This is a genomic window from Sinomonas sp. P47F7 (genome assembly GCF_049332655.1).
Taxonomy (GTDB): domain Bacteria; phylum Actinomycetota; class Actinomycetes; order Actinomycetales; family Micrococcaceae; genus Sinomonas.
Genome location: NZ_CP186327.1, coordinates 423,378 through 442,697, shown reverse-complemented (window position 1 = coordinate 442,697; position 19,320 = coordinate 423,378). Strand labels below are relative to the sequence as shown.

Sequence of the window (19,320 nt, the reverse complement as noted above, 5' to 3'; positions counted from 1 at the left end):
TACCAAACCCTCGAGCCCCACGAGCAAAGGAGCACCATGGCACCCTATGCCTTCCCCGAACTGCCGGCCTCGCCGGGACCGCGCCCCCGCACCGTCTACACGGTCGCCTCGGGAGACCTGCGCCAGAGCGCCAACACCAAATGCTGGCCCACCCAGGCCCGGCTCGAGTCCGACTTCGCCGCGGCCGTCGAAGCGCTCGGCCACGGCGTCCAGCGCACCCACGCCGTGGACGAGGTCAAGGGACACGGGTTCATAGACAGCCAGCGGCACGGCATCGAGGTCTTCAAGGGCATCCCGCCCGAGGCGCCGCTCGTCGTCGTCGAGGCCGTCTGGCAGTACTCCCACCACGTCCTTCCCGGCCTGCGGACCCACCGGGGACCGATCCTCCTGGTCGCGAACTGGGCAGGCGACTTCCCGGGGCTAGTCGGCCTGCTCAACCTTGCGGGGAGCCTGACGAAAGCCGGAGTGCGGTACTCGGCGCTTTGGAGCGAGGACTTCACCGACGAATGGGCGGTGGCAAACCTCAAGGGCTGGCTCGAAACCGGCACGATCGAGCACGACCAGTCGCACGTTCGCAATCTCCCGCCCCTGCCGGAGGACTCCGAAGAGGTCCGCCTGGGCCGGTCCCTCGCGGCCGAGCTCATGGCGGACAAGGCCATCGTCGGAGTCTTCGACGAGGGCTGCATGGGCATGTACAACGCGATCATTGACGACGAACTGCTCAACCCGCTGGGGATCTACAAGGAGCGCCTCTCGCAGAGCGCCCTCGTCGCCGAGATGGGCAAGGTGACCGCACAGGAGGCCGGCGAGGCCAAGGGCTGGCTCGACCGCGCAGGGCTCGTCTTCCATTTCGGTGCCGACGAGGCGACCGAGCTCACCGAGGCCCAGGTCCTCAGCCAGCTCAAGATGTACATCGCGGCCGTCCGCATCGCCGACGACTTCGGCCTGGACGCGGTCGGCATCCAGTACCAGCAGGGCCTCAAGGACACAGTGCCGGCCAGCGACCTCGCCGAAGGCCTGCTCAACAACGTCCAGCGCCCGCCCGTGCTCTCGCGGGACGGCTCGCGGGTGCTCTACGCCGAGAAGGCCCTGCCCCACTTCAACGAAGTGGACGAAGGCGTCGCGGTAGACGCCCTCGTCACGAACAGGATCTGGACCGCGATGGGCCTCGACCCCGCGACGACGCTCCACGATGTCCGCTGGGGCGAGGACTACGACGGCGAATTCGTGTGGGTCTTCGAGATCTCCGGTTCGGTGCCCGCTTCCCACAACGGCGGCTATGCCAAGTCGTACAGCATGCGCCAGCCGCCGATGTTCTTCCCCCTGGGCGGCGGGACCCTCTCGGGCATCTCCAAGCCGGGCCAGATCGTCTGGTCGCGGGTCTTCATCATGGGCGGCGAGCTCCATGTGGACCTCGGCCTGGGGCACGTAGCCGACCTGCCCGCTGAGGAGACCCAGCGGCGACTGGACGCAACCGACCCGCAGTGGCCCATCATGAACGCCGTCCTCCACGGGGTCGGACGGGATCAGCTGATGGCCCGGCACAAGGCCAACCACGTCCAGGTCGTCTACGCCCCCGACCCGGCCACAGCCCGTGACGCCCTCCTGGCCAAGGCCGCCTTCTTCGACGAACTCGGCGTCACGGTGCACCTCTGCGGCCAGATCGATGGAATATAGCAGTATGAAGCCATCCGTCCCGGGAGGGGACGCCCCCGCGGCGGCCCCTCCTCGAGAGCCTCTGGGCCACTCGATGAAGGCGCCCAGGATCCAGGACGTCGCGGCCGAGGCCGGAGTCTCCGTCGCGACCGTCTCGCGCGCCATGAACGGGGCAGGCTCGGTCAGCCCCGAGCTCAAGAAGCGTGTCCAGGCCGCGGCCCGGAAACTCGGCTACCGCCCCAACACGGTGGCCCGCAGCCTCCGGCGCCGGCACACGAAGATCTGGGCCCTGATCATCTCCGACATCACGAACCCCTTCTTCACGTCCGTTGCCCGCGGTGTCGAGGACGTCGCTCAGAAGGCCGGCTACTCCGTCATGCTCTGCAACGCAGACGAGAACCCGACCAAGGAGGCAAACTACCTCCAGGTCGCCGGCCAGGACCAGGTGGCCGGGGTGATCCTCTCCCCGCACAGCGCCCAGACCGACATCTCGGCCCTCCGGGACGGCTCCATCCCCTGCATCGTGATCGACCGAACGCTCACCGAGGCCGTCGACTCCGTGCTCGTCGACTCGCGCTTGAGCGCCAGAGAAGCCACCCTGCACCTCCTCGCCGAGGGCTGGGCGAGCCCGGCCTGCATCACCGGGCCCGAGGACGCAAGCACCGCCGTCGAACGCCGCAAGGGCTATGAGGACGCGCTCCGGGAGCGCGGTCTCTCCGCCCAGGAGAAGATCCTCCACCAGCCCTTCAAGACCGAAGGAGGACGTGCCGCCGCGGCAGCCATGCTCGACTCCGACGCCCCGCCAGATTCCTTCTTCATCGCCAACGCCACCCTCGCCCTCGGCGTCCTGGCCGAGCTCGCCGAACGCGGGCTGCGCCTCGGCACCGACATCGGCGTCGTGACCTTCGACGAGGCCCCCTGGGCCCCCCTGCTCAACCCGCCCGTCTCGGTCGTCGCCCAGCCTGCCTACGACATCGGAGCCGAGGCGGCACGGCTGCTCATGAGCAGGATCGAGGGCCACGGCCCCCCGTTCGGACGCAAGACCACCTTGGCCACGACCCTCATCGTTCGAGCCAGCTCGCAGCGCCAGCTCCCCGACCCCTTCAGCGAAAAGGCCTCCTGAATCGGCGTGCCCCGTGCCGATCAATCGCCCGCCCGTCCCTGCTCGACCATGCCCTCTCCCCGTTACCGGATCCGCCCATTGGTGGGCGGTGCCCGCGTCCACCGGAGTGTCGCCCTGGCCGGGATCCGAGCCGCGTTTCCAATCCGCTCCCGGTTCCCGCTCCGAACGAGCTCTGCCAGACCCCTGATGCCGATGCGGGCAAGAACAGGGCAGCGTGAACGGGAATGAAGCATGAAGAGCATCCAGCGAGTGCGCATCCGCCGTGCCGAGCACGCCGGACAGCGTGCCGCCGCAGGTGCCTTAGGGGCGCTCCGTCCGCAGGCGGCTGCGACCGGCGAAGCCGGTGGACCGGTTGCCCTGCTCGCGCCGAGGGGTCCATCGCACCCGCAGGGCACGGTCCGTCCAGCGCCTCGTGGGCTGCGTGAAGTCCTGTAGACACTCGCTTTTGTGGATCGCGCCGCCGGTCGCGGCCTGAAGAGTCTGGCAGTCGCGGGCTCGTCAGTTGTGGTGCGCCAGCCAAGGGTGCGGTGGCGGCGTCGGCGGTTGCTGGAGACCCCACGCCACGTGCCCGGCCTCACGAACCCGACAGCCCTGGTGACGGCCCGCAACCTCGATCCACGGCCGGACAGGTCCCACGGGCAAGATCCCGAAGCAAATCGGCCGACCTGCTCAATCATGTAGGCCGCGGCGAGCCCATCCTGCCCCGAGGCTTTGGGATGCCAAAGCGTGCGGGCGAGAAGCTCCGGGGATTCCGTAACGAGCGTCAAGCAGGGCATGCATGGCCGATGTAGCCTCGGAGCATGACCGACTCCGTCCTGTCCGTCCTGGTCGATGGCCGCGAACCGGACACCGACGCGCTCCTGCCCTTCACCCTGGCCAACGACGGGCATTTCACGGCGATGCAGGTCCGCGACCGCGCGACCCGCGGCATCGCCCTGCACCTGCGGCGGATGGCCGCGGCGCACTCCCGGTTGTACGGAACGGAAATCGATGCGGAGCGCGTCAGGTCGCTGATGCGCAAGGCGGTCCTCGGGCATGCGGACGCCTACCTCAGGGTCAGCGTCACCGAAACCGCTCCCGGACGCCCGCGAATCCTCACCGTCGTGCGCCCGCCCATCGAACCCGACCCACGCCCTGTCGCCCTGGTGCCCGTCGCCTCGCCGCGGGTGCTGCCGGAGATCAAGCATGCGGGCACGTTCCACCAGATCCAGCTGGCGAGGGACGCCCAGGCGGAGGGCTTCGACGACGCGCTCCTGGTCGATCCCGCAGGTCGGATCGGCGAGTCGACGATCGCGAACATCGCCTTCACCCGAGGTTCCGAGGTCTTCTGGCCCGACGGCCCGGCCCTGGAGGGCATCACCTGGCAGCTGCTCGAGCCCGCACTCGGGCGATATGGCTTCGCCTCGCGACGGGCCGAGGTCAGCCTTGCCGACCTGTCGGGCTTCCCCGCAGCCGTGCTGGTGAACTCCATAGGCGTGACCCCCGTGGCCCGCATCGGGGGCAGGGAATTCACAGCCTCGGCGGAGGCAGCGACAACACTTGGGCAGATCTACCGGCAGATACCCGCCGACCCCATCTAGCCACCGCGCCGGGAGTTGGCCGGGGCGGGTTTCAGGTCCGAAGGCGTTCATCCGCACGGACGGCGTTGAACCTCGGGCATCACGCCGATTGTCCTCGGGAAAGGGAGCGGGGGCCGCGTCCACTGTGAACGCGGCGGTCACCGGCGGAATCTGGGCTAGGTTGGCGGAGCCTCCGCGGAAGAATTGGTGGTGCTCGACGCGACGGCCACTGGCGTCCAGTTCACTGGTTCCTTCGGCACAGGGGCGGCCCTGCTCGGCTGGGCGTGTCCGTCGGCTGCGGCCCGAAGGTGCACCCCCCGGACCGTGAGCCAGCCGTTCTGCTTCAGTGGCCGGCGGCTGGAGTGGGCGACGAGGTCTGTCGGTTCACGACCGGTGCTGCGGAGCGGGGCAGGCCCGTGATCAGGACCGCCGCGACGATCAGGTGCATGAGTGCAAGGGCGAGCTTCACCCCGAGGGTGGTCCCGGCGCTCACCGGTGCCGCCAGGGACAGGATTGCCACTGTCACGGCGATTGCCCTCCAGATGGTCCGGCCCTTCCCGGTGCTGGACCGGGTGAGCGCCGCGAGCAGGCCCCAGGCGGCCAGGCCCGCCCCGGCGGCCGTGCCTGCGACCGCGGCCGGGGTCACGGCCTGGTCGAGGCCTGGGCCGAAGGAGACCGTCAGCTGGGAGCCCAGGACGGGCACGGCGATGGACCACGCGGCCAGCGCGCCGCCTGCCGCCAGGACGATGAGGCCGATCGAGCGCACGGGACGCCCGCGCAGGATGCTTGCTCGCGTGGGGCGTGGGGTGGGAGTTTTTTCCATGGTGGCCTCCGGTGCCTTGAGTGGATTCTGCGGTTCTTGTAGGGGATATAGTTAGACGCCTAAGCATCGGAGTTAAACTTAGGCGTCTAAGTATTCGTTGGCAAGGGGTCCCATGGACTACGAGCAGGCCCACGCCCTAACCGCCCCGCGATCACCTCGGCCGTCAGTCGGCTCGAGTCGCTGGGCCTGGTGACGAGGGCCCCGTCCGCACTGGACAGGCGGGCCACCGTCGTAGAGCTGACCGAGCGCGGGCGCGGCCTCCTTCCGGACCTCTCCACCATCTGGATCCAGCTGGCAGAGGCAAGCGTCACCGGGCTTGCCCGCACCGGCGCCGACGGCCTCATCCGGGCCCTGACTGACCTCCCGGAGAGCCTGAGCGTCGCCACCGACCGCACAGGGCCGGGCCGGCTACGGCTCCCGCACCCCGCGGTACGGCGCCCTCGGACCCTCCTGGTCCTGAGGGCCACTCGGACGGGGACTGACAGCCCGCCGGCGCTGCGCCGCGGCACCTGCGAGTGTCCGTCGGGGTCCAGACAGGGCCTCAGATGGGTTGCGTTGCGGGTTAGGCGAGCCCCCCGGGCCGTTTCTGGCCCTGGTTCGGGACCAAGCCAGGCAGCCGGCGGCCACGAGGATTCCGTACACGCTGCGGGTTCCGGACTGGACGAGTGCTGCGGCCATGACGGGGACGAGTGCGAGGTTGGCTACGGTCCTGGCGCTGGGGCCATGGGATCGTACATAGCTGACGATGCAGACGAGGTAGATGAGCACGAAGACCGCGCTGCTTGCTGCAAGGGCATCGACGGTCAGGGAGGGATCGGCGGCCAGGGTCGCCAGCGTGGCTGTGAAGAGCGCGGCAAGCAGTGCCGTTCGCGCCCAGGCCGAGGCTCCGAAGACGCGGGGCAAGGAGCCGTTCCGGCTGGATCCGGCGAGGAGGCTGTCGATTCCGCGGACCCAGGCGGCGGCGTTGATGAGCATCGCCGCTGCCGCTACCACGGCGACGAGCCCCTGCAGTGCAGGGCTGGTGGCCAACTCGAGCAGCCCGGCCACCGGATCGACCGAGTGCTGGTCGGCCCGCACAGACACGGCCAGGGTCAGGGCGACCGCGAAGCCCCCGTACAGGCCCAGCGCCACCGCGCTGACGGGGAGGAAGTGCCTGCGCGGGTCGGCGAGGTCCCGGCCGAGGAAGGTGAGGTTCTCGAATCCGACGAACGCCCAGAACGCCAGCAGCACCCCGGGCAGCAGCGTCTCGCCGATCGCCCCGGAGGGGACCACGTCGAGGGGGCGCGGCGCATCCCATGACCCGGCCGCGACCAGGACCAGCCCGGTGGTCACGAGCGCCGCACCGCCGGCGAGCTGCACGAGTGTGCCGGCCCGGGCGCCGGCGAGATTGGCCCCTAGTGCCAGCGCCAGCAGCGCCCCGGCCACGACGGCACCCCCGCCGCCCCAGCCGAGGCCACGTTCGACGTACCGGCCCGCAACCGCGCAGCCGGTCGGAAGGCCGACGACCACCACGAACAAGAACATCAGGGGCATCGCAGCCCCCACCCACGGCCGAAGCCCCCGGGAGACGAGGACTTGGACGGCATCGCCGCCGCCGGAGAGGCCCATCGCATCCCGGAACATCACCAGCATGGGCAGGCACAGCAGCGCCGCGACCGCCCACACCAGCAGGCAGCCGGACCCCGACTGCGCGTAGACCGCGGACGGAAGACTCAGGATCCCCGAACCGGCAATCGATCCGAACGCCAGAAGGACCGCTGAGGCACGGCCTAGGCCGCTGGGCTTGGTGGCAGTCATGCCACCATCCCACTAGAATGACAACATGTTGTCAAGAGAGGATCATGCCCGGGTCAATGCCTACCGGCTGCTCATGGCCGACGTGTACGAGCTGGCCGCGCTCAGCCGCCGCAGCAGCGACTCCGTCGCCGCCGCCCACGGCGTCACCGTCACGCAATGGCATACCATGAGCGTCCTCTCAGGCGGCGACGCCACAGTGCCCGCCATCGCACGGAGACTCGGCATCACTCGCCAGGCCGTGCAGCGCACGACGGACCAGCTCGAAGCCGTCGGCCACGTTCAGGCACTCCCCAACCCGGAGCACCGGGGATCGCCGCTGATGCACCTGACCCGCAGCGGCCACGACACCTTGCAAAGGCTCTGGTCGGCAAGCGACCGCCCAAGGGCCGAAGCGCTCCGCAGCATCCCCACCGACCGCCTTGCCGCGGCACGCGAGACCGTGCGCGACATCCTCGCGGCGATCGGGAACCCCCTTGTCCCACCCGCCTCGAAATCCGCCGGGACCCGGCATCCCTCCAATCATCGAGGCCCCCAGACTGGCCCCTGAGACCATCCGCCGTCCGGGTGTCCACGCGGCCGAGGGTCTGCCTCGACCAGACAGTCAGAGGACGGGCGCGGCCATGGCAGAGGCCTGGGCCTAAAGCCGTATCGAGGCGCGGGAAGGGGCCTCCCGGCCTCTCCGCCGAAGCTTGGAGAATCCTGCCATAATCTTGTGAATCACATGCTTCATTTCCTCGGAGGCGCGGCTATCGTGGAGGGACCCAGTTCCTGCCCGAGAGAGGACATCACCATGGGCATCAGCTTCGGAGCCAGCCTGCGCGCCCAGCGCCTGGCCCGGGGGATGGACCAGGCACAGGTGTCCGGAGGCGAGTTTCCCCCCAGCTACATATCCCTTCTCGAACTCGGACGCAGGGAGCCCACTCCGGAGGTGATCCGCCAGCTTGCCCGCCAGCTCGAGATGGCCCCGGAGACCTTGGGGCCATGGAATCGGCGCACGGACCGGGGTGGGGCCGAGTGCATCCTGGCGGGGCTGAGCGCCCGGCAGGCCTGGGACGCGCGCGACTACCCCGAAGCCGCCCGCCAGGCCGCGGCCGCAGCCGAGCTCGCCCTCGCGGGGCGGAACCACACCGCTTGGTGGGACTCGACCTACCTCCGGGCCGAATCACTGATGAAGCAGGACCAGCTCGCCGAAGCCCGCGCCATAGCCGGAGACCTCCTCATGCATCGGTTCACCGAGCGGTCGTGTGCCCTCACTGTCCGCTCGCGCCAGATGCTCGCAGCACTCTGCCTGGGCTTGGGACGCCTGACCGAGGCCCTCGCCCATGCCCGGGAGGCCTTCAAGGCTAGCGCTCCACTGCCCCCCGACTCGCCGATCGCCATCGCGGCGCTCAACTCGCTCATAGCCGCCCTCGCCGAGAGCGGACGCCTCGATCAGGCCTGGGGCCTTTGCCGGACCCTGGCCGATCGCGTCGCTGACGAATCCCTGGGCCAGGCGGCGGGGGAAGCCGCCTGGACGATCGGCAACGTGGCGTTCATGCGCGGCGACGCGCACGAAGGATCACGGCACCACGAACGCGCCGCGAGGCTCCTGTCACCGGTCAACGACCTGAACCTGTGGGCCCGCTTCAACAGGGCCTCGGCTGCCAGCCGCCTCGCGGGCGGCATCGTCGAGCCCGAGACCCTCGCCGCGCTCGAACGCGCCGAGATAGCCTTCTCGATCGTGGGCGCGAACCGCGTCGAAAGGCTCGAAGTCACGCTCACCCGGGCCCACTGGCTGCACCTCACAGGCCAACACGCCGAGGCCGTGGAGCACCTCGAGGCGGTCATGGCCGGCCAGCACCTCCTCGGCCACCACACCGCGGGCGAGGCCGCGTTCCTGCACGGGCTCGCGCTGGCCGCCGCGGGCCGGCAGCCCCAGGCCGTCTGCCTCCTGCGGGAGGCCTACGGCCATTACACCGCAGCAGGCTTAATCCGACGAGCCCGTGCAGCGAAGGACGCCATCTCCAAAAACACTCACCGGGTCCGGCGTTCGGGGGCTGAACCTGCTGGAGCCCCCGCACGGCTGCGCAACGAATGGCGTCGTGGCAGACGCGATCCGAATCAGGACGGATGATCCCCAGACGGCCCGGGGCCGCCATGTCCTCCGCTCCGGCGGCGCAGTCCGGGGTGGCTGGGCCCTCAGCTGCAGGTGGCGTTGAAGTCTGTGAAGAACACCGCCGGCGTGGTCGGGTCGGCGGCGCTGAAGACGACGTGCTCGGTGATGTGGCCGGTCTCGGTGTGCGTTGCCCCGGCGGAGTCCACGGCCGTGAGGCTGAACGTGGCGGTGAAGGTGCTGTTGGAGTTCTTGCTGTTCTGGTTGAAGTTGCCCCAGACGGTGACACGGCCTGAGAAGACCAGCCCGGTGGAGGGCTGGACGTAGCTGCCGGTGCCCTCGGTGGTGTTGGTGCCCCAGAACTCGTCGCCGCTGGGGAAGAAGGTGACGTGGAAGACCTCGTTCCCGGTGATCGTCGGGGAGATCGGCTCGCCCGTGCAGAAGTCGGTCGCGTTCGGGACTCCGAACGTGCCGTGCTCGGTGACCGTGGAGGTCACGGTGTGGCCGTCGTCGGCGGTCGCAGCGGCGGCGCCGAGGGAGGCGGCCGCGAGGCAGCCTGCGGCGAGGGCGCCCAAGAGGCTGGTTCTGGTGGTCATCGGTGGCTCCTGGTTCGGGCGCAGGCTCCTGTGCCCGCGCGGCTGGGCTGGGACGTCCGAGACCATTCGTTAGGATAGGGCCGCCCTCCGGGGATCCGCAACGGCCGAGACAGCCCGGCCGGCCGCGTCGGCGGGTGGACCGCCGCATCATGCCCTGCCGGCGGGACGGACATGTCCAGGCAGTCTTCTGGGATGGGGGCGCGGAAGAGCTCGGGGCCGGGTCCGGAAGGAGATGAAGCACTCTGGCTCCCTGTGAAGCTGCCGGGCCGCAGCGCATCCCGGACCAGTCGCGAAGGCGGCCCCGTGCACATCGGCGCCCGGGACGGGCTGCTTCCCCGCTTACGATGAGGTGAGCGACATCGAGCGGAATCGGTTTCGTGTTCGGCCGGCGCGACCAGCCCGGGAGCTCTGGCTCTACCCGTCAGGCCGAGGTACGCCGCATCGCCGATCCCGCCCCGAAGCTCGGGCTCGGGGATTCCTCTGCGGCGTCCTCGGACGGGTGATGGCGGCGGGGCGAGGTGTCCTGCGGGCTACCGAGCAGCGGCCCCAAGGCGATCAGGCGACCTGCGGACTGCCGCGTCGGCCGGGGCAGCACGGCATGCCATCGCCCCGGCCCACAGGGCTCCGGCGATCTCGGCGGCCTTCGCCACGGCAGCCGCCGGGGTGATGGGCTCCCCGGCCCCCACGACCCAGCCCCCCGCCGTGTGGTCGTGGACCTCTCCCAGTGGGAGCCCCACGAACACCGCGTAGAGCCATATGACGACCAGGGCCACGTTCAGGACCACGAGCGCGAAGTGCGCCGGCAGGGTGGGGCGGGCGACGATCGCGATCGCGAGGGCAAGCTGGAGCAGGCCTGCTCCGAGGAAGCCGACGCCGAGGATGGCGGATTCCCCCCAGTGCTCGGGCGCCAGCAGCAGGTGGACCCATCCTGCAGCGAATGCCGTGGAGGCCAGGCCGAGCCTGGCCCCCAGCCCCGGGGGTGTCGCCCTGCCCGGGACCGGGGCGAGCGAGGCCGCCGCGACGAGTGCGGCGCCAGCGGCGAGCACCCAGGGCCCCGGGCCGGGGGCCGGGGAGGCCAGTACGGCGGCCGGGCCGGGTCCGCTGCGTACTCGGCCACGGCCCGGGCCGACCACAGGGCCCCGCCGAGGACGACGGCCGCGCCGCCGAGGGCCAGCCAGCGGCCCGCGGCCCAGCGGTAGCGGTGCGCGAGGAGGACGAGCAGCCCGGCCCCGGTTCCGATTCCGGCCAGGATGCCCCGCCTGCGGCGATCCCGTCAAGGGGCGCGGTGCCGGCGAAGACCGTCAGCCAGGGAAGGAGCAGGCCCGCGACGACCGCGGCGGTCCCGGCCAGGGCCGCCAGGGCAGGCAGCCCACTGCGGGCCGCTGGCTGATGGCGCCCGCGCCGGAGCCCAGGACCAGGGTGTTCAGGGTCATGGCGGTCACCGCCCCACGACGTTGAAGAACAGGTACAGGTTGGTCGGCACAGGTCCGATGACGCCGCTGCCGGGAGTCGCGAGCAGGGCATCCATTGTGGACTGGGACTTGCCCGCCGCGAGCTGGGCCCATGCCGTCTGGGTGGCCACGGCGACGACCTTGACCTGCCACCATCCGCCCGCCGGTCCGTCAGGATGTGGCTGTGGGCAGGAAGCGGCACCGAGGCGACAGCGCCCGAGAGGCCCCAGGGCGCCGGCGATCCGGGACAGGTCGATATCGAGGGGGTGGTTGGGGCAGCTCGCCACGGCGCACATCGGGGCTGGGGACGGGTTGGCGAAGAGCGGGACGAGGACGTAGAGCACCGAGCGGTCCGGGTTCGCGACCGGGCCCCGGTTCGCGGGAGTGCCGACTTCGCATCCGGACGGGTCGAGGCGGCCACACTGGTGTCGCAGAAGTAGTCCTGGGGGTACTGGATGGTCACGGTCTGCCCGCCGGTCCAGGCCGGGGTCGTGGCGCTGGAGACCGGCAGGACGGTGGATCCGGCGGCGAAGGCCGTCGCGGCGACCCCGCCCGTGGCTAGGACAAGCCCGGCTAGCACGGCCAGGAGGGCCCGCAAAGCGGGCCGCGCCGTGGCGAGTCGTTCACTCATGGCACACTTCCTTCGTGGAGGCGGCCGGCTGGGACGGCGGTCCGGCCGGACGGCCGCTGGCCCGCTCGGACACCGACCATTCGGAACCCAAGCCCCGGCCGGATTGCCCTCCCTTGGATGGGCGGCCGTCTCCAGACCCTCCGAGGCGAGTCACCCCGGGTTCCGCGGTCTGAGGCCCGGAACTCCTGATCGGCCCGGAGCCGTGTCCAGTCCGCCGTGGCCTCGGCTCCGAACCGTGAGGCGTCGGGACCAGGGACCTTGGAGGATACGAATGGCGCACAGGCTTATCCGCAGATCCGCGGCCCTGGCGGGCGCGGTGCTGGTGCTGAGCGGCTGCGCCGCGGGCGGAGTTCCGGCCGCGGCACCAGCCCCGGGCACAGCTGCGTCCTCGCCCGCCGCGGCACCGTCGCAGGCCCCGTCCCCCGGTGCGTCCGCGGGCGGCCCCTCGGCGACGGCGACGATGGTGTGCGGGCAGGAGATCAGGGCCAGGATCGCCCAGATCCTGGCCCTGGCCGCGGCCCCGGCACCGGCCCCGAGGTGGGCGGACGGCCAGTACACCTGCACCTACCGCCTCCCCGGCGGGTCCCTGGTGCTCTCGGTGGAGGAGTCTGCAGACCCGGCCGCCGCCCGCTCCGGGGCCCGGGACGCCGCACGGGCAGTGGGGGCGGCCCCGATCGAAGGGCTCGCGAACCTGGGCCTGCCGGGCTACCAGAGCCGCACGGGTACCGTGGTCTTCGCCAAGGACAGCTTCACCCTGACCGTGGACGCCACGGGAATGGGAGAGCCGGTCGGGCCCGAGGGGATCTCCCGGCCTTCCCTGGCCTACCAGATCGCCACCGACGTGCTGGCCTGCTGGAGCGAGTGAAGACCAGCCGGACCAATCCGCGCACCGCCCCCGCACCGAATGTTCCGTGTCGGACTGCTCCTGGGCCCGGCGACCGGCGCCTCCGGCATCCGGAGACGCGGAACGAGCTCTCGAAGGAGAATCCATCATGAAGAAGTCTGCCCTCCTGATCGCCCCAGCCCTCGCCCTCGGGGCACTGGCCCTGTCCATGGGCCCGGCCCTGGCGGCCGACGGCACCACCTACCAGGCGAATCTGGCCTCAATCAACGGCTCCAACGCCTCCGGCACCGCGATGATCACCCTGAACGGGAACCAGGCCACCGTGACCGAGAAGGTCACCGGCCTGGCCGCGACGTTCAACGGCAAGCCCTACCCGCACGTCCAGCACATCCACATCGGCGCCAAGGGCACCTGCCCCGGCCCCTCCGCTGACACCAGCGGCGACGGCGTAATCAGCACCACCGAGGGCGCCCGTTCTACGGCGGCATCGGCACCACCCTCTCCACCAGCGGGGACACCAGCCCTGCCGCAGGCACCGACCTGTCCGTGGCGGGGATGGGTTCCTCCTTCACCTACCAGCGCACCATCACCCTTGACGACAAGACCCTGGCCTCACTCAAGTCCGGCACCGCCGTCGTCGTCGTCCACGGCCTCGACCCCGCGACCCTACCGGCGGCGGCTCAGAGCGAGCCCAGCGACCTCGTGCCCTCCCTTCCCCTCGCCGCGACCTCCCGGCCCTGTGCGGGACCTTGACCGCGATGCCCGCCGGCGCCCCCGGCACCGGGATCGCCACCCAGCCCAGCAGCAGGGCCCCGATACGGCACTGGTCGCCGCAGGAGCCGGCCTGCTCGCCGCGGCCGGGGCCGCGTACGCGATCCGCCGGCGTGTGGCCGCCAAGGCCTGAGCGCGCCCGGCGGCCTGAGGAGACCAATCCGATGACCGGAGGCAGCAGCACCGGCAGCCGCTCGCGCGCCACCGCGGCGTCCGCGGCCGCCGCGCTGCTCTTGGCCGGCGGGCTGGCCGGGATCGGCCTCGGCCTGGCCGACGGCGACCCCGCCGCCGGCCAGGCACCGGCCGCCACCGCCTCGGCGGCTCCGGCCTCCCCACCGGCATCCGTCCCTCCCACGGCCACCGGAGGGGCCAGCACCCAGGCGGGCCAGCCGAACCCGGCCGCGGCGCCCCCCGCTCCGTCCGGGCAGGTCCTGCCCGCCTCGGATCCGATCAACCTCCAGGCACCCTCGATCGCCGTGGACACCCCCCTGATCCAGCTCGGCCGGCAGCCCGACGGGGAAGTCGCCGTCCCGCCCGGGGCACCCGGGTCCCCGGCCGGCTGGTACACCGGCTCGGTGGCCCCCGGGGTCGCAGGGTCCGCGGTGATCCTCGGGCACGTCAACGCGATCGGCACCCCCGTCGGGGTGTTCTACCGCCTCCACGAACTCGCCCCCGGCGCGGAGGTCACCATCGTGCGCGCGGACCGCACCGCCGCGGTGTTCGCCGTGGACAGGGTCGACGTCTACCACAAGTCCGGCTTCCCCACCGTGGAGGTCTACCGCAACGCCGACCGGGCCGAGCTGCGCCTGATCACCTGCGGCGGCTACGACCCGGGCACCGGCCAGTACCTGGACAACACCGTCGTCTACGCCCACCTCGTCTCCAGCCACCCCACCTGAGCACCGCCGACCAAGCACCCCGAGCCGTGTGGCACGCTCGGGACCTCCAGCCAATCCCGGAAGGCACACCACCATGAACCGAACCCACTCCCCGCGCAGAGCCCTGGCGGCCCTAGCCCTCGCAGGCGCCGCGGCCCTGGGTGCCGCCGGCTGCTCGGGCCCCACCACCGGCACCCCCTCGGGCGCCTCCAGCTCTCCCGCCACAACTGGGGCATCGATGGACCCGGGCATGGCCATGGGCGCCCCCACCGCGGTAGGCAGCGTCGCCGCCGCGACGGTCCACATCAAGGCCTTCGCCTACTCCGACCCCGGTCCAGTGGCCCCGGGGGCGAGCGTGACGGTGATGAACATGGACTCCGAGGCCCACACCCTGACCGCCAACGACGGCTCCTTCACCGTCACCGCAGCGCCCGGGCAGACCGTAACCTTCACCGCCCCCGCCAAGCCCGGCACATACGCCTACCACTGCCAGTACCACTCCAACATGCACGGCACCTTGACCGTGAAGTAGGCCCCCTTGAAGCACAGGAGACCCCGCCGCGGGCACCCGACGCCGGCCCCTGCGGCGCTGCGGGCCCTCACCGCCGTCGGCCTCGCCGTCGACGCCGCCGTCCACGCCCTCCTTGCCCCCGGCTACCAGGCCGCCGCCCCTGCAGGGATCGGGGAAGGGAACCTGTTCCTCGCCGAGGCCGCCGCGGCCGTCCTGGTCGCCCTGTACGTGCTCGTGCGCGGGACCCGCCCGGCCTTCGCCCTCGCCCTCGCCGCCGCCGCAGGCGGCCTCGCGGCCCTGCTGCTCTACCGGTACATCGACATCCCCGCCCTCGGGCCCCTGCCCGCGATGTACGAGCCGGTCTGGTACCCCGCCAAGGCCCTCGCTGCCGTAGCCCAGGCCCTGGCCACCCTCACTGCCGCAGCGGCCCTGGCCGCCCTCGCCAGGCCGCGACGCAGCCCGCCGGCCCTCCCCCCGTGACACCGCGAGCACTGACAAGGGCCGACGATGCACGTCTGGGATCCCCCTGCAACCGGGTCTCCGCCCACACCCAGCACTCGGACCGGCGCGCCGGCGTGGCGGTCGTCGCCATCCACCCGTCCGTGGCGTTCCGCCAGCACCCCCACCAAGGAATGCTCGTCAGGGGCGCAGCCGGAAGGGTGGGTAAGCGTCGGTGACGAGAATCCCCGCGTAGGCGACCACGCGCACGTTCCAACGCATCACGCCCACCACGAAATTGAACAGTCCGCGCGGGTAGCGACCAGTGAAGATGATGGCAAACCAGGCTATTACCGCCGCGACCACCGCGCCGACGAAGAGGAAGGCGAGGACGATGTAGTGCGGAATCGCCAAGAACCACTTCACGAGGGGCAGCCATCGGTTGAGATCAACCCGCGCGTCGGGATACCGAAGGTCCAGACGCACGGCTTGCTCGTCGTCGGTTGCAGGGTAGTGGTCATCCAAGAGCAGGAGGTATGCAGCAAGCCGGTTGACCAGGCGCAGCAACTGGAGGTTCCAGTCGAACCACCACCGGGGGTATTTCTGGCGGAAGAGGATCATCAGCAGCGGCGGCAGGAAGAGGAGACCCGTGCCATTGATCACGAGGTCCCGCCCGGTGGACGCGGTGTTCAACGTCGTGCTGCCGATACTGGACACGACGATCGCAAACGGGATCCCGAGGATGATTCGGAACGCCGTGCTAAGGCGGTCGAGCTCACGGTCCGGGTAATCCACGGAGAAGCTCACGGGAGGGGCACTCGGTGAAGCTGCCGGCTCGCTGTCGGGCACTGCCATCTCCTTCGCTCGCCGCCAGGGACGTACACTGCGGCTGTGCCAAGTTTGGGCGGACGCGCTCGGAAATGGCAGTGCCAAAAGCCCTTCCGGACGGCGAGGGGCCGAAGCGGCCTAGCTGGGGGGCAGACGACGACCCAAACGCGGCCAACTCCTCGAAGCCTGTTCCAGCAGGCTGCCGAACCAGTCGCTCTTGGGGTCAGCGTCGGGGTGGCCTGAGCACCACTGGCCAGTGGGAACGGTGGCCTTGACCTGGGCGACGTGTTGGCCGCATCCGGCCCACGTGGTCTTGCCGCAGGTTGTGCAGCGGATAGGTCGACACATGGCTGTGCTTGGTCCTTTCTGTTGTCGGTGATCTGTCAGGCAGAAACTTCGCCGGTTTCGAAGGCGTCGGCGAACTCGCAGAAGGCGCTGTAGGCGCGGGCCCCGTGGATGGTCGCAGGCCCGCCGTGCATCAGAAAGGTGACGCCGATTGCCTCAGCAGCCTCCTGGCGCGTGGCACCCGCCCGGGCTGCGGCCTGGGCATGCGAAGCGATACACCCGTCGCAGCCCTCAGCCACGCCGATCGCCATGGCGATGAGCTCCTTGGTCTTGCGGTCCATCGCACCGTCCGCAAAAGCCGCCTGCGAAAGGGCGCCGAACCCCTTGTAGACCTCGGGGATCGCTCGGCGCAGTTCGCGATGGAGCGGTGACAGGTCGTCGAGGACACGTTTGCCGTGCCCCTGAGACCGCAGTCCTGATTCGTCGGCGGTGGCTGTCATCCTGTTTCCTCACATCGGACTCGAGGGAGTCGTATCGTCGCGGCCATCTCAATAACCCCCTGGGGGGATACGATGAGGTTAGCATATCCCCCCAGGGGGTTGTACGATGAGGCGAAAGGGAAGGAAAGAGATGGCTGACTTCACACTCACCGCGATAATCGCGGCACCCCATGACAAGACACTCACGCTCGTCCGCGGCGCACTTGACGATGCGGGATTCGGAGTGCTCACCGAGATCGACCTGAGCGCGACACTGAGGGCGAAACTGGGGGTCGAGATTCCCCCGCAAGTCATACTTGGCGCCTGTCGGCCCCAATTGGCGCACGCCGCCCTCCTGGCTGACCCACGGATCGCCGCCCTGCTGCCCTGCAATGTGGTCGTCACGAGCGTGGGAGACGATTCGACCACCGTCACCGTCCTCGACCCGGATGTGCTGCACGCGCTCACCGACCATCCCGACCTGGTGGATGTTGTCGCCGACGCGCGGAAGCGGATCGGCCAGATGCTCGACACCCTGACAGCCACTGACGAGGAGCCACAGAATGCAACTGGAGCCTGACGAGACGAAGGCGATCATCACCCGGATGAAACGCGCCCACGGCCACCTGGCCACGGTCATCCGCATGATGGAGAACAGCGCCGAATGCGAAGACGTGCTCACCCAGCTCGCCGCCGTCAACAAGGCGCTCAGCCGAGCCGGCTATGCTCTCGTCTCGACCGGACTTCAGCATTGCCTCACCACGGAAGACCCCAGAACCTTGGACGTGAAGCAGCTGGAAAGGCTCTTTCTCGCACTCGCCTGATGGCTTTCCCGCACATCGCGGCGCGCGAAGCTGCCCACCGGTCCGGAGAGCGCTAAGTTCTTCCCATCCCCGTCGTGCCCTCGCCGTCAGCCGGCTTTGCGGCAGCGGTGTGAGGATTCCGCGCCCGCTTGTAGTAGTCCCGCCAGATGAGCCTGTGAATCGGGATGAACCGGGGAATCGAGCGGAGGCCCGGGATGAAGGGCAGAAGCATGAGCACCAAGGTGAGGAGCACCATGATCCCGCTGATCACGAGGTCCGCGTTCGAGAGCCCGTTGAACGGCGGGATCTGATACCAGAATGAGAACAGCCAGAGCCACGACTGGCCGGGGTAGTTGCCGGTCTCGTTCATCATGCCCCACTGGCCGCCCGTGAGGTGCTGGCTGTCGGCGAGGCCCTTGAAGTACTGCCCGTCGCCGAGGAACAGCACGGTACGGGTGTGGTCCATCCCTGCGAGCGTCCCGCCGTCGAGCACGCTGTCGAGAGTGCCCTTCTGCGCCATCGCCAACAACGCGTTGTCCAAGCCGGGGACGGGACCGTAGTCACCCGGCGCCGCCTTGGCGGGGTCGCCGTCGGGCGCCTTGGAGAGCGCATCGGAGTAGGCGGCCGTCCAATCGGTGCGCTGCTTGTCGCTCGCGGCGTTCAACGCTGCGAGCTCGGCGGCCGCCTGGGGCAGGGTCTGGAGGGGGCCGATCACGAAGTCCTGCGCGGTATCGATGGGCAGGCGCACGCCGGAAAGGCCCTGGAGGTCGATCGGACCGAGTGTCTGGCTCGCGCCTTCGGTCGAGTTGTAGGGCGGCCCGTACTGAGCCGTGACGCTCGTGCCACCGAGCTCTGCAGTCGCCGTCGCCACGAAGTCGGAGGGAGCCGTGGTTGCCCATTGCCTGAGCGTCACCGGCGCTTCGTCCGGGGAGCCGACGACGGCGGCCAGGCCTACGGTGAGAAGGCCGACGACGATGAGAGCGTAGAGGAGCTCCTTGACGAGGTCGTATTCCCGCACGGAGCCAGCCCAGGGACGCCGGTCGAGGTGGTCGCCGTGGCCCCGGACTGCCGGCCGACCAACGGTGGCAGTCATGCCGCTCCTCCGTGTTCCTCTTCAGCGACCTCAGACGATCCGACGCGGAGCTGCGCGTCGGATTCGGAGGCCTCGAGAGGTGGGACAACACCGTGCACGCGGACCAGGAGGACGTGGAGGACGACGACAACCCCCACCGCGAGCGGGAGGAGCACGATGTGCCACATGAGGATCTGGCCGAGGTTGGCGACGTTGAACCATGCTCCGACGCCGACGGCGTTGAGGGCGTCCTTTGCCTGGAACGCGATCCACTGGGAGTCGAAGTTGGTCTGGAGGAGGTAGCCCGTGAAGGCTGTGACGAGGGAGACGACGAAGGCGATCACCCCCGTGATCCAGGTGAGCGCCCGCCCGCCGCGCCAAGCTGCCATCCAGAACTTCCCCCACAGGTGGATGACCATGAACATGAAGAACAGCTCCACGCTCCAGAGGTGCGTGCTGTTGACGAAATGGCCGGTATCGGAGGCGTGGTACCAGGCGGGGCCGTTGAGTGCCAGGACGATGCCGGAGACGAGCACGTAGACAAGCGCGGCGATGGTGGCCATGCCGAAGACATAGATCCAGGAGGCGACGTAGCTCGGCTGTGTCTCGGGGAGCAGCTTCTCCGGGGGGAGGGAACGAAGCGACCAGCCGCGGAATCTGCCGGTCCAGGTCACGATGCGGCC

The 19,320-nt window shown here is 70.2% G+C and carries 21 protein-coding genes; 12 read left to right on the top strand and 9 right to left on the bottom strand.

Annotated elements, in window-relative coordinates:
- The first annotated feature begins 36 nt into the window (after positions 1–36).
- From ACOKR1_RS02225 to ACOKR1_RS02215, 3 genes are all read left to right on the top strand, one after another.
- Positions 37–1,677 (top strand): fucose isomerase, encoded by a 1,641-nt coding sequence (locus ACOKR1_RS02225; protein ID WP_422935148.1) that lies wholly within the window; start codon positions 37–39, stop codon positions 1,675–1,677.
- 4 nt (positions 1,678–1,681) lie between these two features.
- Complete coding sequence (locus ACOKR1_RS02220; RefSeq protein WP_422935147.1) at positions 1,682–2,779, top strand: LacI family DNA-binding transcriptional regulator; 1,098 nt, start codon at positions 1,682–1,684, stop codon at positions 2,777–2,779.
- Between the two features lie 800 nt (positions 2,780–3,579).
- On the top strand, positions 3,580–4,359 hold the full coding sequence (locus tag ACOKR1_RS02215; RefSeq protein WP_422935146.1) for an aminotransferase class IV: 780 nt from the start codon (positions 3,580–3,582) through the stop codon (positions 4,357–4,359).
- Between the two features lie 322 nt (positions 4,360–4,681).
- Here the strand turns inward: ACOKR1_RS02215 and ACOKR1_RS02210 are convergent, their stop codons facing one another.
- On the bottom strand, positions 4,682–5,161 hold the full coding sequence (locus tag ACOKR1_RS02210; RefSeq protein WP_422935145.1) for a DUF6069 family protein: 480 nt from the start codon (positions 5,159–5,161) through the stop codon (positions 4,682–4,684).
- A 408-nt stretch (positions 5,162–5,569) separates the two neighbouring features.
- Positions 5,570–6,958 (bottom strand): hypothetical protein, encoded by a 1,389-nt coding sequence (locus tag ACOKR1_RS02205; RefSeq protein ID WP_422935144.1) that lies wholly within the window; start codon positions 6,956–6,958, stop codon positions 5,570–5,572.
- A 25-nt stretch (positions 6,959–6,983) separates the two neighbouring features.
- On the opposite strand from ACOKR1_RS02205, the gene ACOKR1_RS02200 reads away from it, so the two are divergent.
- Both ACOKR1_RS02200 and ACOKR1_RS02195 read left to right on the top strand, forming a co-directional pair.
- A complete protein-coding gene (locus ACOKR1_RS02200) occupies positions 6,984–7,505 on the top strand; it encodes a MarR family winged helix-turn-helix transcriptional regulator (protein WP_422935143.1) in 522 nt (173 codons plus the stop codon).
- Between the two features lie 243 nt (positions 7,506–7,748).
- Positions 7,749–9,071 (top strand): helix-turn-helix domain-containing protein, encoded by a 1,323-nt coding sequence (locus ACOKR1_RS02195; protein ID WP_422935142.1) that lies wholly within the window; start codon positions 7,749–7,751, stop codon positions 9,069–9,071.
- Between the two features lie 65 nt (positions 9,072–9,136).
- Here ACOKR1_RS02195 and ACOKR1_RS02190 read toward each other — a convergent pair whose 3' ends face one another.
- The 3 genes from ACOKR1_RS02190 to ACOKR1_RS02180 form a co-directional block, all read right to left on the bottom strand.
- Positions 9,137–9,646 (bottom strand): hypothetical protein, encoded by a 510-nt coding sequence (locus ACOKR1_RS02190; protein WP_422935141.1) that lies wholly within the window; start codon positions 9,644–9,646, stop codon positions 9,137–9,139.
- A gap of 530 nt (positions 9,647–10,176) precedes the next feature.
- Positions 10,177–10,692: a hypothetical protein gene (locus ACOKR1_RS02185; protein WP_422935140.1), complete on the bottom strand. Its 516-nt coding sequence runs from the start codon at positions 10,690–10,692 to the stop codon at positions 10,177–10,179.
- Positions 10,693–11,084: 392 nt separating this feature from the next.
- On the bottom strand, positions 11,085–11,228 hold the full coding sequence (locus ACOKR1_RS02180; RefSeq protein WP_422935139.1) for a hypothetical protein: 144 nt from the start codon (positions 11,226–11,228) through the stop codon (positions 11,085–11,087).
- Between the two features lie 771 nt (positions 11,229–11,999).
- On the opposite strand from ACOKR1_RS02180, the gene ACOKR1_RS02175 reads away from it, so the two are divergent.
- The 5 genes from ACOKR1_RS02175 (at position 12,000) to ACOKR1_RS02155 (ending at position 15,212) form a co-directional block, all read left to right on the top strand.
- Positions 12,000–12,593 (top strand): hypothetical protein, encoded by a 594-nt coding sequence (locus tag ACOKR1_RS02175; protein WP_422935138.1) that lies wholly within the window; start codon positions 12,000–12,002, stop codon positions 12,591–12,593.
- 534 nt (positions 12,594–13,127) lie between these two features.
- On the top strand, positions 13,128–13,325 hold the full coding sequence (locus ACOKR1_RS02170; protein ID WP_422935137.1) for a hypothetical protein: 198 nt from the start codon (positions 13,128–13,130) through the stop codon (positions 13,323–13,325).
- 182 nt (positions 13,326–13,507) lie between these two features.
- The gene (locus ACOKR1_RS02165; protein ID WP_422935136.1) at positions 13,508–14,242 is read left to right on the top strand and encodes a class F sortase; all 735 of its coding nucleotides are present in this window, start codon (positions 13,508–13,510) and stop codon (positions 14,240–14,242) included.
- A gap of 73 nt (positions 14,243–14,315) precedes the next feature.
- A complete protein-coding gene (locus tag ACOKR1_RS02160) occupies positions 14,316–14,753 on the top strand; it encodes a cupredoxin domain-containing protein (RefSeq protein ID WP_422935135.1) in 438 nt (145 codons plus the stop codon).
- Between the two features lie 6 nt (positions 14,754–14,759).
- The gene (locus ACOKR1_RS02155; RefSeq protein ID WP_422935134.1) at positions 14,760–15,212 is read left to right on the top strand and encodes a hypothetical protein; all 453 of its coding nucleotides are present in this window, start codon (positions 14,760–14,762) and stop codon (positions 15,210–15,212) included.
- Between the two features lie 159 nt (positions 15,213–15,371).
- On the opposite strand, the gene ACOKR1_RS02150 is transcribed toward ACOKR1_RS02155, so the two are convergent.
- Together ACOKR1_RS02150 and ACOKR1_RS02145 are read right to left on the bottom strand one after the other, a co-directional pair.
- A complete protein-coding gene (locus ACOKR1_RS02150; RefSeq protein ID WP_422935133.1) occupies positions 15,372–16,019 on the bottom strand; it encodes a DUF4389 domain-containing protein in 648 nt (215 codons plus the stop codon).
- A 362-nt stretch (positions 16,020–16,381) separates the two neighbouring features.
- A complete protein-coding gene (locus ACOKR1_RS02145; RefSeq protein WP_422935132.1) occupies positions 16,382–16,783 on the bottom strand; it encodes a carboxymuconolactone decarboxylase family protein in 402 nt (133 codons plus the stop codon).
- A 130-nt stretch (positions 16,784–16,913) separates the two neighbouring features.
- Here ACOKR1_RS02145 and ACOKR1_RS02140 point away from each other — a divergent pair, with 130 nt between their 5' ends.
- Together ACOKR1_RS02140 and ACOKR1_RS02135 are read left to right on the top strand one after the other, a co-directional pair.
- Entirely contained in the window at positions 16,914–17,342 is a 429-nt protein-coding gene (locus tag ACOKR1_RS02140) for a DUF302 domain-containing protein (protein WP_422935131.1), read from the top strand.
- Positions 17,326–17,586, top strand: coding sequence for a metal-sensitive transcriptional regulator (locus ACOKR1_RS02135; RefSeq protein ID WP_422935130.1), 261 nt, complete (start codon positions 17,326–17,328; stop codon positions 17,584–17,586). Before ACOKR1_RS02140 ends, ACOKR1_RS02135 begins: the two co-directional genes overlap by 17 nt.
- Positions 17,587–17,638: 52 nt before the next feature.
- On the opposite strand, the gene ACOKR1_RS02130 is transcribed toward ACOKR1_RS02135, so the two are convergent.
- Entirely contained in the window at positions 17,639–18,658 is a 1,020-nt protein-coding gene (locus tag ACOKR1_RS02130) for a hypothetical protein (RefSeq protein WP_422935129.1), read from the bottom strand.
- Positions 18,655–19,311, bottom strand: a complete 657-nt coding sequence (locus ACOKR1_RS02125; protein ID WP_422935128.1) for a cytochrome b N-terminal domain-containing protein — start codon at positions 19,309–19,311, stop codon at positions 18,655–18,657. Before ACOKR1_RS02125 ends, ACOKR1_RS02130 begins: the two co-directional genes overlap by 4 nt.
- Positions 19,312–19,320: the final 9 nt, after the last annotated feature.

Bases quoted from the DNA above. Each gene is read 5' to 3' on its own strand.
- ACOKR1_RS02225 (WP_422935148.1), top strand. From the start codon at position 37: ATGGCACCCTATGCCTTCCCCGAACTGCCGGCCTCGCCGGGACCGCGC.
- ACOKR1_RS02220 (WP_422935147.1), top strand. From the start codon at position 1,682: ATGAAGCCATCCGTCCCGGGAGGGGACGCCCCCGCGGCGGCCCCTCCT.
- ACOKR1_RS02215 (WP_422935146.1), top strand. From the start codon at position 3,580: ATGACCGACTCCGTCCTGTCCGTCCTGGTCGATGGCCGCGAACCGGAC.
- ACOKR1_RS02210 (WP_422935145.1), bottom strand. From the start codon at position 5,161: ATGGAAAAAACTCCCACCCCACGCCCCACGCGAGCAAGCATCCTGCGC.
- ACOKR1_RS02205 (WP_422935144.1), bottom strand. From the start codon at position 6,958: ATGACTGCCACCAAGCCCAGCGGCCTAGGCCGTGCCTCAGCGGTCCTT.
- ACOKR1_RS02200 (WP_422935143.1), top strand. From the start codon at position 6,984: ATGTTGTCAAGAGAGGATCATGCCCGGGTCAATGCCTACCGGCTGCTC.
- ACOKR1_RS02195 (WP_422935142.1), top strand. From the start codon at position 7,749: ATGGGCATCAGCTTCGGAGCCAGCCTGCGCGCCCAGCGCCTGGCCCGG.
- ACOKR1_RS02190 (WP_422935141.1), bottom strand. From the start codon at position 9,646: ATGACCACCAGAACCAGCCTCTTGGGCGCCCTCGCCGCAGGCTGCCTC.
- ACOKR1_RS02175 (WP_422935138.1), top strand. From the start codon at position 12,000: ATGGCGCACAGGCTTATCCGCAGATCCGCGGCCCTGGCGGGCGCGGTG.
- ACOKR1_RS02170 (WP_422935137.1), top strand. From the start codon at position 13,128: ATGGGTTCCTCCTTCACCTACCAGCGCACCATCACCCTTGACGACAAG.
- ACOKR1_RS02165 (WP_422935136.1), top strand. From the start codon at position 13,508: ATGACCGGAGGCAGCAGCACCGGCAGCCGCTCGCGCGCCACCGCGGCG.
- ACOKR1_RS02160 (WP_422935135.1), top strand. From the start codon at position 14,316: ATGAACCGAACCCACTCCCCGCGCAGAGCCCTGGCGGCCCTAGCCCTC.
- ACOKR1_RS02145 (WP_422935132.1), bottom strand. From the start codon at position 16,783: ATGACAGCCACCGCCGACGAATCAGGACTGCGGTCTCAGGGGCACGGC.
- ACOKR1_RS02140 (WP_422935131.1), top strand. From the start codon at position 16,914: ATGGCTGACTTCACACTCACCGCGATAATCGCGGCACCCCATGACAAG.
- ACOKR1_RS02135 (WP_422935130.1), top strand. From the start codon at position 17,326: ATGCAACTGGAGCCTGACGAGACGAAGGCGATCATCACCCGGATGAAA.
- ACOKR1_RS02130 (WP_422935129.1), bottom strand. From the start codon at position 18,658: ATGACTGCCACCGTTGGTCGGCCGGCAGTCCGGGGCCACGGCGACCAC.